Consider the following 16,120-nt stretch of genomic DNA (forward strand, 5'->3'; position numbering starts at 1 on the left):
AATAGTAAAAATTCGAAAAAACTTGTGTTATTTAGGAATAATTTTAAGCTCTATTGAAGTGATAAAAAATTGACCATAAGAAAGCAAAAAGAAGCGGCTTGCGAAAAAATTTCCCGCAAATCGCTTCTTTCTTATAAACGATTACTTAACCCAAGTTCCGTCGTTTCCTATTTTATACTTGCCCTTAACAATCGTGCTGACTGCCATATGTCCGTCCGTATATAAATAGTACCATTTTTTATTAACAATCAACCAGCCAATCTGCATTTCACCTGATTTCGCCAAGAAATACCACTTATTCCCTAACTTAACCCAACCAGTTTGCATCACGCCAGTTTTCCCAAAATAGTACCATTTGCCATTAACTTGTGCCCAGCCGATCTTCATATTTCCATTTACTTTATCAAAGTAATACCACTTCCCTGCTTCTTTGTGCCAGCCAGTTAGCATAACACCATCTTCATCCAGCAAGTACTTTTTTCCATCAATTTGCAGCCAGCCGGTTTGCATGATCCCCTCTTCGTCAAAATGATACCATAGGCCATCTATATCTTTGATCCACTTATTTGTTACATATTTTTCTGTTTTAGGATCGATATATTTCCAAATGACGTGGCCATTTTCATCTTCGAAGGAAATCCATCCAGTTGCTGCTTTTACGGTAATATCGAATGATTTATTGTTTCCTGCTTTATCTGTAATATCGAGTGTTACGACCGTACCTTTGGCAAATGGCTGATCCAATTCAATCTCGAAATAGCCATCATTTTCACTGGCTGTTGCTTCGCCAATTACTTTTCCTCCTGCTTTTGCCACTACCTTTGCACCTGGTTCAGTAGTGCCCGAAATATAATCATCTAGATTTGTAATTAGAACATCCGGCTGCTGTAACACCGAATCACTCATGATACGCCCTTCTATTTTGGCCGTTACGGGCTGATGCAGTGATTTAAAGTACTTCACAAATCCGTCTATATCCGTCATATTGGTCACACGATTTTTGCCGGATTTCAGAATAGTAAAGCCATCGCCGCCATCTGCCATAAAGTTGTTGACTGTGATCGTATAATCAGCTTTCGGATCAATTGGTTTTCCATTATTAAGATAAATATCCAATACTTTGCTTCCCATTGGTTTTTGATCGTTCCAAGTGTATCGAAGGCCTGAGATAGCCATGATTCTGTTGACACGGTTGCCGTAACTATCAGTCTGGAATTGTTGATTTAACAACGCTCTTACTTGATCTCCTGTGATCGTCATCGTAACTAAATCATTTCCGAAAGGCTGAACCTTAAATAGATCGCCCCAGGTAATCGTACCTTGTGGAAGCGGGTTGCGGATTCCGCCTGAATTCATGAATGCCAGCTGTGTACCGGTTACTGCACGCATTCCATCCGCAATTAAGTTGCCAAGGGCAGATTCGCCGCTCTCATTTGCTACATTTGTAATCGGAGCTTTCGTTTTCCCTACAACTTGGCCAACAATTGGTTTAATATCTTCTTGGTAGCTGTCTAACTCAGCTTTAATATGAGCATCCGGCTTTATTTTGCTGTGAAGTGTATCCACAATTTCTGCTTTTTTATCAATGATATTTTGCGTTAATGGATCAATGGTTAAATTAATATCTGAGAATGCTGTTCCATATGACCAGGATTGAACTAAAAGCTTTCCATCAACCGTTGTGTTTAGGTATTTATGGTCATGTGCACCATAAATAACGTCAACTTCTGGGTCAATCTTTTTAGCCATGTCCACTACTTTGCCTGTTGCATTTGTACCGTCATTATTGGATGTTCCCGGATCGTGGGCAAGAACAACAATATTCTTAACGCCCTGATCTTCAAGTTCTTTGGCGTATTTATTTATGGCATCTACTTCATCTGTAAACTTTACCCCAGCAGTACCGCTAGGAACCACAATGTTTGGTGTATCTGTTGTAACGACACCGATAAAGCCAATCTTAACGCCGCCCACTTCTTTTATAACATATGGATTCAGAATAGGCTTGCCTGTTTTTTCATCAATGACATTTGCGACAACATAATCCATGGTCGATCCAGTAAATTTGCCATACTTTGCTTCATATTTTTCTGTTTTCGGGTTGCTTCCGCCAAAGATGAGACGTTTCATTTCTGCAACCCCTTCATCAAATTCGTGGTTGCCGACAGTTCCTACATCAAAGCCTAGTTCGTTCATAAAGCGAATAGTAGGTTCATCCTGTAATAAAGCAGAAACAGGAGGGCTTGCCCCAACAAGGTCACCCGCTTGAACCATTAAGGTATTAGCTGGATTATTGGCTTCCCTTTGTTTTAGGTATGCAGCTAAATATTCGATTCCTCCTGAATAATCAACTACTTTTCCTGATTGATCTTTAATGGCTCTCCAAGTATCAAGTTGTCCATGGAAATCATTGATTCCTAATAATTGGATATGAATATTTTGGTCAATGGTATAACGCTCAAAACCTGAGCCATCCGGATTTGCTCCTGCATCTTTCAGATTTGGCGATGCGTTTGCATATTGCTTGGCTTCTGGTGATGAATTGAATTGCAATACAGCTTTTCCGCCCACAGGTGCAAGTCTCCAGTTTCCATCAGCAGTCGGATTGACTGTTCCTTTTGCTTGGATATAGTTAATTAAAACTTGACGGCTTTCATCAGGAGAATCGACAACAACTTTTGCTGTTCCGCCTTTTAAGCCAGGGAAGTTACCGCCCCCGCCGGCACGGTAGTTGTTGGTTGCGACAATAAATTTCTGATCATCCTTAATTGGAGTGCCATCAGGCATTGTTAAGTTTACAATTCGATGAGCATCAGGATTTATTAAAACGCCGTCTTTCGAATATCTGGCTGGTTTAGTAATATCAATTTGGTACTTCACACCATCAATGACATCAAAATTATAAGATGGGAATGTATCATTAATAATGTTTTGCGGCTCCGTTTTATTCGGGTCAACTTGGTTAAATTGGCCTGCTGACATTTCCAGCCATTCTCTTACTGTTTGGCCATCCACTTCGACCGCTTTTAAAGTATTTGGATACAAATACAAGTCATTGGCACTCTTAATGGAAAGGTCTCCAGCAGGAATATTCGTATAGTAAGATGGACCGCTTCTTCCGCCGGCTTTAAACGGCGCACCTGCTGATAATATTGGGATATCCTTTAATTCAGGATTTTTGCTGGCAATCCATTTTTTCACATAGTCCGTTTGGGCATTGTTCACGATTTGAATCGTTGGATCATCTTGTACCTGGGCAAAATAGCTGTACATCGGAGCACTTGTTGTACCGATTTTACCACGTACATAATCCAGAGTTGCATTGTGAGCATCTTTTACAGCATTAACGATTTGCTGGTCTGGCCCATCGACTGTAGCAACCTTTACATCTTTGCCGCTTTGGTCCTTAACTGTTTTTGTAAGAGGCCTCAGGGCAGCTTTTGAATTCGTCACCTGCCATTTGCCATTGACCCTTTGCAATTCAAGGTCCATTACGCCAAGATTATTGCCCCAGAAGCCAGCTTCCATTGCCGGAACTTTGTTGATATGGCCATTTACGTTATCAATTCCTTCTTTTCCGTTAAACTGGGTATCACCTGGGAAATTAACATGGGCATGTCCAAATAGAAGGGCATCAATTCCAGGTACTTTCGACAATGAGTAAACAGCATTTTCAGCCTCTTGCTGACCGTCAGCGGCAATATCGCAGCCGGAGTGAGCAATGGCTACAATGATATCTGCACCCGCAGCCTTCATTTCAGGAATGAACTTTTTAGCTGTTTCTACAATATCTTTTGTAATGACTTTCCCTTTTAAATTGTCTTTGTCCCAGTTCATGATTTGTGGCGGGGCAAACCCAATCACACCAACCTTGATCGTTTGCTCAACCCCGTTTTCATCCTTCACTACTTTTTTAATAATGTCATATGGCTTAAAGTAGTTTTGATCATTTGAAGGGTCGTTGTCATGATCATCCTTATAAATGTTAGCGTTCACAAAATCATATGGAACATGCTTTAATGCGGTGTTTAAATAATCCAAACCGTAATTGAATTCATGGTTTCCTGGAATTCCAGCATCATAATGTAATAGTGACATAGCTTTAAATACAGGGTGAGTTTCGTTCGCAGTGAGGCCTTTAACTTTTGCTATGTAGTCAGCCATCGGATTTCCTTGAAGCAAATCGCCGGCATCAAATAACATGGAGTTTTGGTCGTAGGTGGGGCTGTTTGAGCTATTTGGATCGACTTTTTCCGCTCTTGCTTGATGGATTAATTGTGCTGTGCGATCCAAGCCAAATTCAATGGTGGGTGCATCTTTGTAATAATCGTAGTCCATGATGTTGTCATGCAGATCTGTCGTTTCAAGGAAGCGCATTTTTACTGTGCTCTCAGCCGTCCCCGTTCCTTCCGCTTTCGCCACTTGCGGAAAAACATTTAAGGGAACCATTCCCAGAGCTAGTGCGATGGCAAATGAGCCATTGAGCATGCGTTTTTTCATGCTTCTCTTTATCTTTCTCTTCACACTCATACCGCCCTTCAACATATATTTGTTTGGTATTGCATTATTATTCTACTAATTTTTTTTATAGTTTAATAGTACTTTTTGTAAAATAATTGTTAAATATGTTGATTATGGTAGAATTTAATATAATTACCAATAATAATGAATTAAAGATTTTAATAGTATAATTGTTAAGAAACATAGGCCCGAAAATGCCAGCTCATATAAAGAAAACTCGCCTACTGGCGAGCCCGTTCAGGCGAAGACAGAGGCGTAGTTCGCCGAAAAGCACAGCTTTTCGATTGCGAGACTAATACTCACGAAGCATTCCTTAGCGCACTTATCCCTGTTAGAAAGTTATACATTCCTATCGGCCCCCCCCCAAAAAAAACAGACAGCATCATGTGATGCCGCCTGTTTCATTTTAGTTCTTTTTATTTATGTTTGCGGTGTCAGGCACCATGTGAAATTTTCACATGGTGCCTGACACCGCTCGCTATCGGTTAGCGCGTTTTAGCCATTTCTTTTGTTTCGGTTTGCTTGTATGTGTTGGTCTGGTTTTCGTCTTTTAGGTTGACGAGGTCTTTGACGATGTAGATGGGGCGGTTTTTGCTTTCGTCATAGATTCTGGCGACGTATTGGCCAACGATGCCGACTCCTAGAAGCTGGATGCCGCTGAAAAAGGTGATCGCGACCATGAGTGATGTCCAGCCTGCTTGTACTTGATGCCCGAATAATTTGACGACGAGTGCGTAGATTAGCACCAATACGGAAATCAAAACGGAAATTAACCCAAGTGTCATGACTAGTCTTAATGGTTTTGTTGAAAAGGCTACAATACCGTCTGAAGCAAACTTGATCATTTTCTTTAACGGATATTTCGTTTCTCCAGCAAAGCGTTCATCCCGTTCATACTCAATGTAGGTTTGACGAAAGCCGATCCAGGAAATCATCCCGCGGACAAAGCGGTTCCGCTCCGTCATTCGCTTAAACACTTCAGCCACAGACCGGTCAATGATTCGAAAATCACCTGTATCTTTTGGAATATCAATATCTGACATATAATTAAGAAACTGATAGAAGTATTTAGCTGTTAATAGTTTAAACCAGGTTTCCCCTTTTCTTGTTTTCCGTTTTGCATACACCACATCATAACCTTCACGCCACTTCGCAACAAGCACAGGAATCAGCTCAGGAGGGTCCTGTAAGTCCGCATCAATCACGACAATGGCATCGCCATTGGCAAAATCGATTCCAGCAGTTACAGCTGTTTGATGACCGAAATTCCGTGAAAAGTCGATAATCTTGGCCCGGAAATCATTCTCTGCGATGGTTTGAAGGATTTCCAGCGTCCGGTCTGTGCTCCCATCATTAACGAAAACAAATTCATAATTCATTTGATGGGCATCCATCACCGCTTTCAACCTGTTATAGCATTCCTCGGCTACCTCTTCTTCAAAATACATCGGAACTACGATCGATATTAATTCTTTCATATTTCCTCCTCCAAAAACCTAACTTGATCTTACGGACTCTCCAGTAAATGTCCATTTTTTATTTAATCCAAAATTCAATATCAAACCGAATCCCGTCGAAAAAATTTGCGCTAAGATGGATTGAATTTGCAGATGGTCCACCAATATGTAAAGGCATGCAGTATTGAATCCCAGTGTAACAAGATTAACAAGCATAAATTTTAAAAATAACGATAGTTGTCCTGTTTGAACTTGAAATACCCAATTCTTGTTCCAAAAAAAGCTATTGATCATTCCGATGAAATACGATACAACATTGGCTGCAATATAGTTCATGCCTAAGTGGACGAATAACGAAAAAAAGCCGATCGTAATCAGTGTATTAAATATACCAACGGTTCCAAATTTCAGGAATTTTTTCATGTTAATATCTCCAATTTAATATACATTTAAACTTTTTTTCATGGCCATGTTGAGAATAGCAGTGTTTTAGCTATTTACATATTATTTTAGCTCCCAAATCTTAACTTTTACTTAATGAAATTCATACAAGCCAAATGAAAATGAAGAGATATAGTTACTTCGAGTTTTAGCCATAAATGGCAAAAATATGCATATAAGAAGCGGGACCTATCTCTGCCCTTTCAGACTAGAGATCTGTCCCGCCTCAAAATTCAGTCCATCATTTCACAAACTTAGAGAGATACTGTTGCTCATTAAGATCTTTTAAATACTTAACAAGCGTTTCTCGTAAGTCTTCTCTTTCCAAAGCAAATTCAATCGTAGCCTGCAGGAAGCCAAATTTATCCCCAACATCATAGCGGACTCCCTCAAAAGCGCAGGCAAGAACTCTTTGTTCGGCAGCCAGTTTTCTTAGCGCGTCAGTCAACTGAATTTCACCGCCGTACCCTACTTCCGCCTCTTCTAAATATTTGAAAATATCCGGCGTTAAAATATATCTTCCCATGATAGCAAAATTGGACGGAGCGTTTTCTCTCGGCTTTTCCACCATTCCTTGGACTTCTACAATCTTATCACCGATCCCCTCTTTTCCAGGGGCAATAACACCGTATTTGCATAGTACATCATCCGGCATAATTTTTGTGCCAATCACACTGCAGTGATTCTGTTCATACACATCGATTAATTGTTTTAAACATGGTGTTTCACTTTTAACAATATCATCACCTAAAAGGACAGCAAACGGCTCATTACCAATAAAGCGCGACGCACATTGGACCGCATGACCCAATCCAAGCGGTTTCTTTTGTCTGATATAATGGATATTCACCATATTTGAAATATCCTTCACCATTTTTAAAAGTTCTATTTTATCTTTTTCTTCGAGTTCTAGTTCCAATTCAATGGAATAGTCAAAATGGTCTTCAATGGCCCGTTTATTTCTTCCCGTTACAATGATAATATCCTCAATTCCTGATGCCACTGCTTCTTCCACAATATATTGAATGGTTGGCTTATCAACAATTGGCAGCATTTCTTTAGGCTGAGCCTTCGTGGCAGGAAGAAACCTTGTTCCAAGTCCTGCTGCAGGAATTACTGCTTTTCTGATAGACATACACTCAACTCCTTCTTTACACTTTCAGAGCTTCCTATTTACCTAAAAGTCAGTCATGATTATTTACTATACTATGTCATACACTTAATGCAAAATAAAAAGGTCTTAACGTTCCATATCACATTATATCAATTATTTCTTAAAAAAAGCTTTATTTTTCCTATTTTGGGGGAAATAAAAAGAACCTGATCCAAGTTAGATCAGGTTCTTTTTATTAACGATTTCGTACTGTGCTGAATAAAAGAACGCGCATCATTTTAAGAAGCGGACGATAGTTTTTACCTACTAAACCAATTGCCTCCGCTATTAGTTCTATCAGAACAAGTAAAACTAGGATCAGGAAAAATCCGCCCATTAATTTGGACTGCGAGAAAATAATCGCCATTAGGCCGAAAAATGTTGCCATTGCGTAAATCATTAACACTGTTTGGCGATGGGTAAAGCCTAAACGAAGCAAACAGTGATGCAAATGCGATTTATCCGGTGCTGACAACGGCTTTTTATGAACGATTCGGCGAATAATCGCGAAGAAGGTATCGGAAATTGGTACTCCGAGAATAATAACAGGTACGATAAAAGAAATTAATGTGACATTTTTAAAACCTAATAAAGATAAAACGGATATCATATAGCCTAAGAACAAGGCTCCAGTGTCCCCCATAAAAATCTTAGCAGGGTGGAAGTTATAAAGCAGAAATCCTAGTGTACTTGCCAACACAAGAGAGGCAATTGTAGTTACATAACCGTCCCCCATAATAATAGCCATTCCTGAGATTGTAATAAGGGCAATGGAAGAAACGCCTGCAGCAAGTCCGTCCAAGCCGTCGATCAGGTTAATTGCATTAGTAATCCCTACAATCCAAATAATCGTAAGCGGAATACTGAGATATCCAAACTCGATTTGTCCTCCAAAGGGAAGGTTGATAAATTGTACATGGACGCCGCCCCAAGTGACAACAAGTGTTGCCGCAACGATTTGTGCAATAAATTTCACTTTTGCGGAAAGCTCATATATATCATCCAATACGCCCGTCACAACAATGATAATACTTCCTATGATAATGGAAGGGCCGTATGGATCATCCGGATGAAGTACAATCATTCCGATAATAAAGCTAGCGTAAATTGCTAATCCTCCAAGACGAGGCATAATTCTTTGATGAACTTTACGATGATTTGGTTTATCTGTTGCTCCAATTTTGAAGGCTAGTTTTTTAACTAAAGGAGTAAGCAGAATAGAACTAATAAAGCATATAAACAAGGTGAAATAGATCATCATGATCCTCCTTAAATAGATAGCCCATTCTAACAAAATGGAAACAGGCAAAATGAAATAATCTTCAAGGTTTTTGGTAAGTTAGTTATCTATTTAACAATTAATTTTAAAATCAAAGCCATCTGTTCGTACCATGTGGATTATAACACAGCTAAAAACTATTTTAAATAGAATTTCTCTCTGAAATAAGTAACTGAATATTCCATTTTTCCAATATGTAACTATATTTACAGTTTGCTAGATACAAGACAACACTCACAGGGAGGGGAATCATCCCCTTCCCCTTTGGATTTGGTACAGGTTTATAACGCGGTCAGTCATGATATTTTGATCATTTTCCTTTGCCATACTCAAGCCTTTTTGAATAAGGGCTTGTTTCATTTCATCGTTTATTAAAACCGTTTGAATGCCATTTTTTAATGAGGTGGAATCTTGCGCTGTTACCAATACACCATTGCCATCATCTAGGAGGTATTTTAAACCGCCAACCTTTGTCCCCACAACCGGGGTTCCACAGGCCATGGCTTCAAGCGCAACAAGTCCAAATCCTTCAATATGGGATGGAAGGATAAAAACTTCTGCCGCCGCCATCCATAATGCGACTTCCGCCTGTGTTTTCATTCCAAGAAAGTGAGTGCTGCCGGAGAGTCCTTTTTCTGAAATTTGTGCTTTAAGCCTTTGAACGTAGGCTTGGTCCTTATCCGACCCTATTATGAATAACTCATATTCCGGATGGTCTTTCTTTAGCTGATCAAACGCATCTGTTAGTTCATTTAGGCCCTTTTTTTCAATGATGTTACCCACAAACAGCAGCGGGGTGATCCCGCCAGAAATTCCGCACTGCTTTCTTGCTTCTGCTTTATCCAACGGCTTGAAAATCTCCAGATTTACCCCCATATTTATCAGGGATAGTTTCTCGGATGGTACATTGTAATCAGCAGCAAGTGTGGTATATAGCTCCTGGCCAACGGCTATGACCTGGTCGGCATCCGCCAAAATGCTTTTTGTCCATTTGGCGATTCTTGCACTTTTCTTCGCCATTTGATCCACATCGCCGCCATGCGCGGTGACGATCAATCGGGCTCCGTATAGCTTTTTGTACCATCTGGCAAGCCAGCCGCTTGGAAATACATAGTGGGCATGGACAACTTTCGTCCTGCTTCCCTTTAACAGCAAATGGAAAAGGCAGGAACCGATCCATTTCCCATACTTCTTCAGCAGATTCAGCTTGCCTTTATTGGGATTATCAATGGCAATAACATCTACTGAAAGCCCCTTATTCTTTAGAGCATCCACTTGATTTTTTACAAAAACTCCAAAGCTTTTATGTACTTCTGTTGGATACATGTTTGAGATGACTGTTACTTTGTTTTTCATGAGATCTCCTGATTTGCAAGAATGACCTTTTTCTTTTTTACTATACCATGAAATTTGACGAAAAACACATACTTAAAGTTACAAAAGGAGTGAAAAATGACAACTTTCAACAAAAAAATCGTTAAAGAAAACTCGCCGGCTGGTGAGATTGGCCGAAGACAGAGGCATAGTAGTGCTTATGCCTGATCGGAAAGTTATGCTTTCCGATCGACGAAAAAAAGCAGGATTAAGGAAACCCTGCCTTATCTTACATTATTTTGTTGTATCGTAACCGTATGGATTGTTTTCCTGCCATCTCCAGGAATCACGGCACATTTCATCGATTCCTCTTTGAGCAGTCCAACCAAGCACGGTCTGGGCTTTTGACGGTTCTGCATAGCAAACCGCGATATCTCCTGGTCTTCTTGGTGCAATTTTATATGGAATGGTAACTCCAGAGGATTTTTCAAAAGCTTTGACAATTTCTAGGACACTATAGCCAGTTCCCGTTCCCAGGTTATAGGCTTCCACACCTTTTGAAGACATAACCTTCTCTAATGCCTTTATATGGCCAAGGGCCAAATCGACAACATGAATATAATCGCGAACTCCTGTACCGTCAACAGTTGGATAATCCTCACCGAATACTTGCAGTTCTTTTAATTTACCGACAGCTACTTGGGTTATAAATGGCATTAAGTTATTAGGAATCCCGTTCGGGTCTTCACCAATTCTGCCGCTTTCATGTGCACCAATAGGATTGAAATAACGAAGCAGAGCAATGCTCCAGTCCGTATCCGAAACAGACACATCCCTGAGAATTTCCTCGATCATCAACTTGGTCCGTCCATATGGATTCGTGGCTCTGAGTGGAAAATCCTCTGAAATCGGAACTTGATCTGGCATTCCATAAACCGTTGCTGAAGAACTGAATACAATGTTTTTCACGTTGAATTTCTTCATTACTTCACACAGAATTAATGTGCCTGTGATGTTATTGTGATAATAACGCAGCGGAATGGCCACTGACTCACCCACTGCTTTCAACCCGGCAAAATGGATGACTGCATCAATGGAATTACTTGAAAATACATCTTCAAGTCCAGTTTGATCAAGCAAATCCACCTCATAAAACTTGAAATCCTTCCCTGTAATTTCTTTAATTCGCGCTAAAGACTCAGGCTTGCTGTTTGAAAAATTATCTAGGATGATGATTTCATAGCCAGCATTAAGCAATTCAACACATGTATGGCTGCCAATATATCCAGCTCCGCCAGTAACTAAAATAGCCATTGTTTCAGTTCTCCTCTCTTCTTCCCAAAATATATCTTCTATAGTATAGGGCCATGTTCAAATCTTTTTCACCTACTGATGCTCGCTTCTTATGCGAAAATCAACAGACAAGCAAAACATAGCTGTATAAAAAAAGCCAGATCTTTAGAAAAGATCCGGCTCATTTTCCTTCCGTCCTCTTCTTAAAGCAATGCCAAGCAGAATAAAGTATAACATCATAAAAGAGTCATTTTCCAAGATATTATAGACAGTGCCGCCGACAAGCAATGCTGTGAGAAAATAAATTAATAACGGTGAGTAAAAGGATTTTCTGTTCTTCCATGTAGTGGTCAAAAGGAAGTAGATGACCATTAACATCATCAGCATTCCGATAATTCCTGTTTCCACTAGAACAAGAATATATTGATTATCAGAGTAAAAGTCAGTCTTAATACCATAATGTTTGTAAATTGGCGAATGATACGAAATGGTTGCTGCACCGCCAAATGTGGCAAATCCTGTCCCGATTACAGGGTGATCTTTAAAAATTTCGGCAGCCTTTTTCACTCGATAGATTCGGCCGCTTGAGCTGCTTTGTTCTAGCGTTTGATCAGATATGACATTTCTAAATCGATTTGCACCCTCTTGATTATTTCCTACTTCATGATGTCCCTTCAAGTATGAGGCATATGAGGTTGCAGCAGCGTTAACTCCGACAAACAGGCCAAGGGAAAGGACGGCAACTGCCAAAATCGGAAGAAGCGGTCTCCATTTTCGAATAAAGATGACATAAACAAGTATGAACACAATCAGTGTCAGAATGGTTCCTCTTGAATAAGTGAGCAAAATGGTGGTTCCAAATAACACGAGGCCAATATAGACTAGGTACCGTACAAATCCTTTCGCATGCTTAAGGACATAAAGAGATACAAAGAAGGTAATTAACAAATACAGCGAAAGTTCATTTGGTCCTTTGAGCAATCCATACACACGGATAAAGTTGGTTGGAGACAGATACCACTGCTGCCATTCTTGCGGCATCAGCATCGTTTTGTTCGAGATTTTTTCAACGATTCCCTGAATGGACAAGACGAGCCCCATGACGAATGTTGTCCCTGCCATCTTACGTACAAAGTCAGCGGAAATTTCCATTCTTTTTACGATGTAAAACACAAGGTAAAAAAGATAATAGGCACGCAGCTGAAAGATAATCGCTTTTAACGAAACACCCGTCAGCAGGGCCGAAATGATGCCAATCACACCAAAGGCGAAAAAGGCCCATTCAAATGGATGGAAGTTGAATAGTTTTTTCAAATCCTTGCGGTAATCAAAAATAGTCCTTACAAACAGAAAACCAATAATGGCATCTCCCAAAATTTTATATCCCGGATTCATGGTAATTAAAAATGGGCGAATCGGGATAAACACAAGAAGAAATAAGATTCCTGTTTCCTTCTTCCAAAAAGCCCCGATCGCGATCAGCAATGAAATAAGCATTGCCACTTTCGAATGCCCAATAAACGTGCCGGCAATTACAGCTAATATTCCTATAATTAGTAACCATATATTGTTTTGAGATAATTTCATCGATCTTTGCTCCTATTTAAGTTAATGCTCATACAGCTCAGTTGTTTGTTGCATCATTTTTTCCAGGGTAAAATGTTCTTCAAAGTACTTTCTTCCATTCTCCGAAAGCTTTTGAACAAGCTCCTGATTGGTTAAAAGCCGATAGAGTGTGTTGGCAAGTTCTTCGTTATTACCGTATTCGACCAGCAGCCCCGACTCATCATGCTTGATAATTTCAGGAATACCGCCGATCTTTGTCCCGACTACCACACGGTTAAAGGATAAAGCTTCCATTGGTACGTAAGGAAATGCGTCATTTTTGGACGGCACAATCACAATATCACTGTTTAAGTATACTATTTCCTTTTCGGCGCAAAAACCTTTAAATTGCACAAAATTTTCTAAACCGAGCTTATGTACAAGTTCTGTCAGTTCCTCATGCTGCGGGCCATCTCCATATAGATGACATTCCCATTTCAATTCCGGGTGAGCTTTTTTTAGAAAATCCAAACTCTCGATTAAAAAAGCTTGTCCTTTTTCCTCTCTCAGACGTCCAACAACTGAAAAGACTGGAACCTCCCTTAAACTTTTCATTGGCTGTGCCTGCTTAGGGCCCTCAACACCGTTATGAATCAGTCGCAGTTTGCTTTTTGAGACTCCCTTTTGCAGCAATTGCTCGTACATAAAATGGGAGACCGTGATCACTTTATGATTAAACGCCGTCATGATCCGGTTCAAACTGCGAATGCCAAGCCCCATTGGTACATTCACATGGTAGGTCCAAAACACTCTGCAATGTGCTCCCAGCCACTTCGCTAGAATGGCGAGGTAATTCTCCCTTAAAAAATTGGCATGCACGACATCAATGTTTTCCTGTTGAATAATCTGCTTGATTTGCTTGGCGGCATTTACATCAAAAGGACCGGTCATGTTCACCTGAAACATTTTCACTCCGGTTTGCTGAAAAACTTCCAAACCGGGACCTACTTCTGAATAAACAAACACACAGTTTTTCCGTCCAACCTGCTCAATTAAATCCAAGACATACTTTTCCGTTCCGCCATTGCCGACGAAATTTAATAAATAAAGAACCCTTGCCAATAAAAGCACCTCTATACCTGGAAGTAAGTATCCTATTTTTACAAATCAAACTTATGTTATCGTGATTCACCCGTTTTATCAAGTTTTTTAAGAGGATCTCCTATAGATTTCACTGTTGAAATCCGCTCTAATGAACGACTGGCAATAATGTGCCTCAAAAATAGGGAAGTCTGTCGATGACTTCCCGTCTTTATACTGAATATTAAACCCTGCTTTGTTGTTTGATGTACACAGGATTGGCTGCCGCTTCCGCTGATTCGATGTTGGTGTTCTTAACGATAAAGTGCGGTCGGCGCTTGCTTTCATAATAAATGCGGCCGATGTACTCTCCAATAACACCAAGAAAGATTAATTGAATGCCTCCTAACAGCATAACAGAGGCGATAATCGTGAAATAGCCTGGAACCTCGACCCCGTAAATTAATATTCTTAAAAAAATGATAAAAATATAAAGAAGGTCCAGCAATGTAATGATTAGGCCAAAATAAATGGACAACCTAAGCGGTTTATTATTAAAGGAAATGATCCCGTCAATCCCGTAATTGATCAGCTTAGGCATACTCCATTTACTTGCGCCCTCTTCTCTTGCCACATTCTCATATTCGATGACGTATTCATCAAAGCCAATCCATGAGAATAATCCTTTCGAAAAACGGTTATATTCATTCATAGCCAGCAATGCATCCACTGCTCTTCTGCTTAAAAGCCTGAAATCACCCACACCATCCACTAGCTTCACATCGACCATTTTATTCATTAATTTGTAATACAGCTTTGAAAAGCCTGTCCGAATGAGAGCATCGCCTTTCCGATTCCGTTTGGCAATGACCTGATCATATCCATCATAATAACGCTGAATCATTTCAGGAATCAGTGAAGGAGGATGTTGTAAATCAGCATCCATAATAATGACCGCATCACCGGATGCATACGTTAATCCTGCCAGCATCGCTGCTTCCTTTCCGAAGTTTCGGCTAAAGGAAAGATAGCGAACGGCTTCATCCTTATAAGAAATTTCCTGTAACAATTTTAATGTATCGTCACGGCTTCCATCATCAACAAAAACAAGTTCGTATGTTGCTTGACTTTTCATAACCTCAGTGATTTCCCTATGGAAATTTCTGATGCTTTTTTCTTCGTTATAGCATGGTACGATGACCGAAATCATTCTCGATATACCCTCCTGCAGCTTGAAAAATAAACCCATTAAATTATTGTATCACTATATTGCATCATTTACATTCAGTTTGTGACAAGCTATGATAAGAAAAGATAAAATAAAGATAAATTTTTATAAAAATGGAGTTACAGTATGATTAAACAAGTTATTAAGTTTGGTATTGTCGGTGTGATCAATACATTAGATTATTATCTCTTATATTTATTATTTCAATCGGTTTTGTCAATCTATTATTTAATTGCACATATCCTGGCCTTCTTAATCAGCATGGTTGGCTCCTTCTATTTGAACTCATATTTTACTTACAAAACCAAACCTACATTAAAAAAATTCTTGCAGTTTCCCTTAACCTATGTGGTGAATATCACCGTTTCAACAAGTGCAATCTATATATTGGTCGACTTAATGAAAATGAATGAAAAAGTATCACCATTGCTGGCATCGTTCATTGCAATTCCCTTTACCTTTGCCTTGTCCCGATATATTTTGACGAAACAAGAGGCATAACAGGGGATATATGGATGGTTTATAAATTCCCCTTCGTATACGGGAGGATTCAAGGAGGTAATCCCCTCTCTCCTTCCAGCTAAATTTAATAGAACGAAAACAAAGGACGTCTATTGTGACGTCCTTCCAGACTGTCGACAAATCCGAAGGATTTCGGGTTTAAAATCGACAGTCTTTTTTGTTTGGCCATATTAAACTTGTCTGTTGATTTCCGTTCCAGGCGGCTTCGCTTTCCGCGGGCGGTTCGGGGAGCCTCCTCTGCGCTTTCAGCGCCTGCGGGGTCTCCCCTGTCCCGTACTCCCGCAGGA

The 16,120-nt window shown here is 39.9% G+C and carries 11 protein-coding genes; 1 reads left to right on the forward strand and 10 read right to left on the reverse strand.

Going from position 1 to position 16,120, the window contains the following annotated elements:
• Nucleotides 1–141: 141 nt before the first annotated feature.
• From HPT25_RS04170 to HPT25_RS04215, 10 genes are all read right to left on the reverse strand, one after another.
• Complete coding sequence (locus HPT25_RS04170) at nucleotides 142–4,524, reverse strand: bifunctional 2',3'-cyclic-nucleotide 2'-phosphodiesterase/3'-nucleotidase (protein WP_173060356.1); 4,383 nt, start codon at nucleotides 4,522–4,524, stop codon at nucleotides 142–144.
• Between the two features lie 482 nt (nucleotides 4,525–5,006).
• Nucleotides 5,007–5,999, reverse strand: a complete 993-nt coding sequence (locus tag HPT25_RS04175) for a glycosyltransferase family 2 protein (protein WP_173060360.1) — start codon at nucleotides 5,997–5,999, stop codon at nucleotides 5,007–5,009.
• Nucleotides 6,000–6,017: 18 nt separating this feature from the next.
• Complete coding sequence (locus HPT25_RS04180; RefSeq protein ID WP_173060363.1) at nucleotides 6,018–6,401, reverse strand: GtrA family protein; 384 nt, start codon at nucleotides 6,399–6,401, stop codon at nucleotides 6,018–6,020.
• A gap of 259 nt (nucleotides 6,402–6,660) precedes the next feature.
• On the reverse strand, nucleotides 6,661–7,554 hold the full coding sequence (galU, locus tag HPT25_RS04185; protein WP_173060365.1) for a UTP--glucose-1-phosphate uridylyltransferase GalU: 894 nt from the start codon (nucleotides 7,552–7,554) through the stop codon (nucleotides 6,661–6,663).
• A 214-nt stretch (nucleotides 7,555–7,768) separates the two neighbouring features.
• A complete protein-coding gene (locus tag HPT25_RS04190; RefSeq protein WP_173070868.1) occupies nucleotides 7,769–8,830 on the reverse strand; it encodes a glycosyltransferase family 4 protein in 1,062 nt (353 codons plus the stop codon).
• A 270-nt stretch (nucleotides 8,831–9,100) separates the two neighbouring features.
• Nucleotides 9,101–10,207, reverse strand: a complete 1,107-nt coding sequence (locus HPT25_RS04195) for a glycosyltransferase (RefSeq protein ID WP_246277134.1) — start codon at nucleotides 10,205–10,207, stop codon at nucleotides 9,101–9,103.
• A 252-nt stretch (nucleotides 10,208–10,459) separates the two neighbouring features.
• On the reverse strand, nucleotides 10,460–11,479 hold the full coding sequence (gene galE, locus HPT25_RS04200; RefSeq protein ID WP_173060368.1) for a UDP-glucose 4-epimerase GalE: 1,020 nt from the start codon (nucleotides 11,477–11,479) through the stop codon (nucleotides 10,460–10,462).
• 144 nt (nucleotides 11,480–11,623) lie between these two features.
• A complete protein-coding gene (locus HPT25_RS04205) occupies nucleotides 11,624–13,045 on the reverse strand; it encodes an O-antigen ligase family protein (protein WP_173060371.1) in 1,422 nt (473 codons plus the stop codon).
• A gap of 21 nt (nucleotides 13,046–13,066) precedes the next feature.
• The gene (locus HPT25_RS04210) at nucleotides 13,067–14,125 is read right to left on the reverse strand and encodes a glycosyltransferase (protein WP_173060374.1); all 1,059 of its coding nucleotides are present in this window, start codon (nucleotides 14,123–14,125) and stop codon (nucleotides 13,067–13,069) included.
• A 202-nt stretch (nucleotides 14,126–14,327) separates the two neighbouring features.
• Complete coding sequence (locus HPT25_RS04215; RefSeq protein WP_173060377.1) at nucleotides 14,328–15,293, reverse strand: glycosyltransferase family 2 protein; 966 nt, start codon at nucleotides 15,291–15,293, stop codon at nucleotides 14,328–14,330.
• A 144-nt stretch (nucleotides 15,294–15,437) separates the two neighbouring features.
• On the opposite strand from HPT25_RS04215, the gene HPT25_RS04220 reads away from it, so the two are divergent.
• Nucleotides 15,438–15,812: a GtrA family protein gene (locus HPT25_RS04220; protein WP_173060380.1), complete on the forward strand. Its 375-nt coding sequence runs from the start codon at nucleotides 15,438–15,440 to the stop codon at nucleotides 15,810–15,812.
• Nucleotides 15,813–16,120: the final 308 nt, after the last annotated feature.

The organism is Neobacillus endophyticus (assembly GCF_013248975.1).
Classification (GTDB): Bacteria; Bacillota; Bacilli; order Bacillales; family Cytobacillaceae; genus Neobacillus; species Neobacillus endophyticus.

Bases quoted from the DNA above. Each gene is read 5' to 3' on its own strand.
- HPT25_RS04195 (WP_246277134.1), bottom strand. From the start codon at position 10,207: ATGAAAAACAAAGTAACAGTCATCTCAAACATGTATCCAACAGAAGTA.
- galU (WP_173060365.1), bottom strand. From the start codon at position 7,554: ATGTCTATCAGAAAAGCAGTAATTCCTGCAGCAGGACTTGGAACAAGG.
- HPT25_RS04190 (WP_173070868.1), bottom strand. From the start codon at position 8,830: ATGATCTATTTCACCTTGTTTATATGCTTTATTAGTTCTATTCTGCTT.
- HPT25_RS04205 (WP_173060371.1), bottom strand. From the start codon at position 13,045: ATGAAATTATCTCAAAACAATATATGGTTACTAATTATAGGAATATTA.
- HPT25_RS04175 (WP_173060360.1), bottom strand. From the start codon at position 5,999: ATGAAAGAATTAATATCGATCGTAGTTCCGATGTATTTTGAAGAAGAG.
- galE (WP_173060368.1), bottom strand. From the start codon at position 11,479: ATGGCTATTTTAGTTACTGGCGGAGCTGGATATATTGGCAGCCATACA.
- HPT25_RS04215 (WP_173060377.1), bottom strand. From the start codon at position 15,293: ATGATTTCGGTCATCGTACCATGCTATAACGAAGAAAAAAGCATCAGA.
- HPT25_RS04180 (WP_173060363.1), bottom strand. From the start codon at position 6,401: ATGAAAAAATTCCTGAAATTTGGAACCGTTGGTATATTTAATACACTG.
- HPT25_RS04220 (WP_173060380.1), top strand. From the start codon at position 15,438: ATGATTAAACAAGTTATTAAGTTTGGTATTGTCGGTGTGATCAATACA.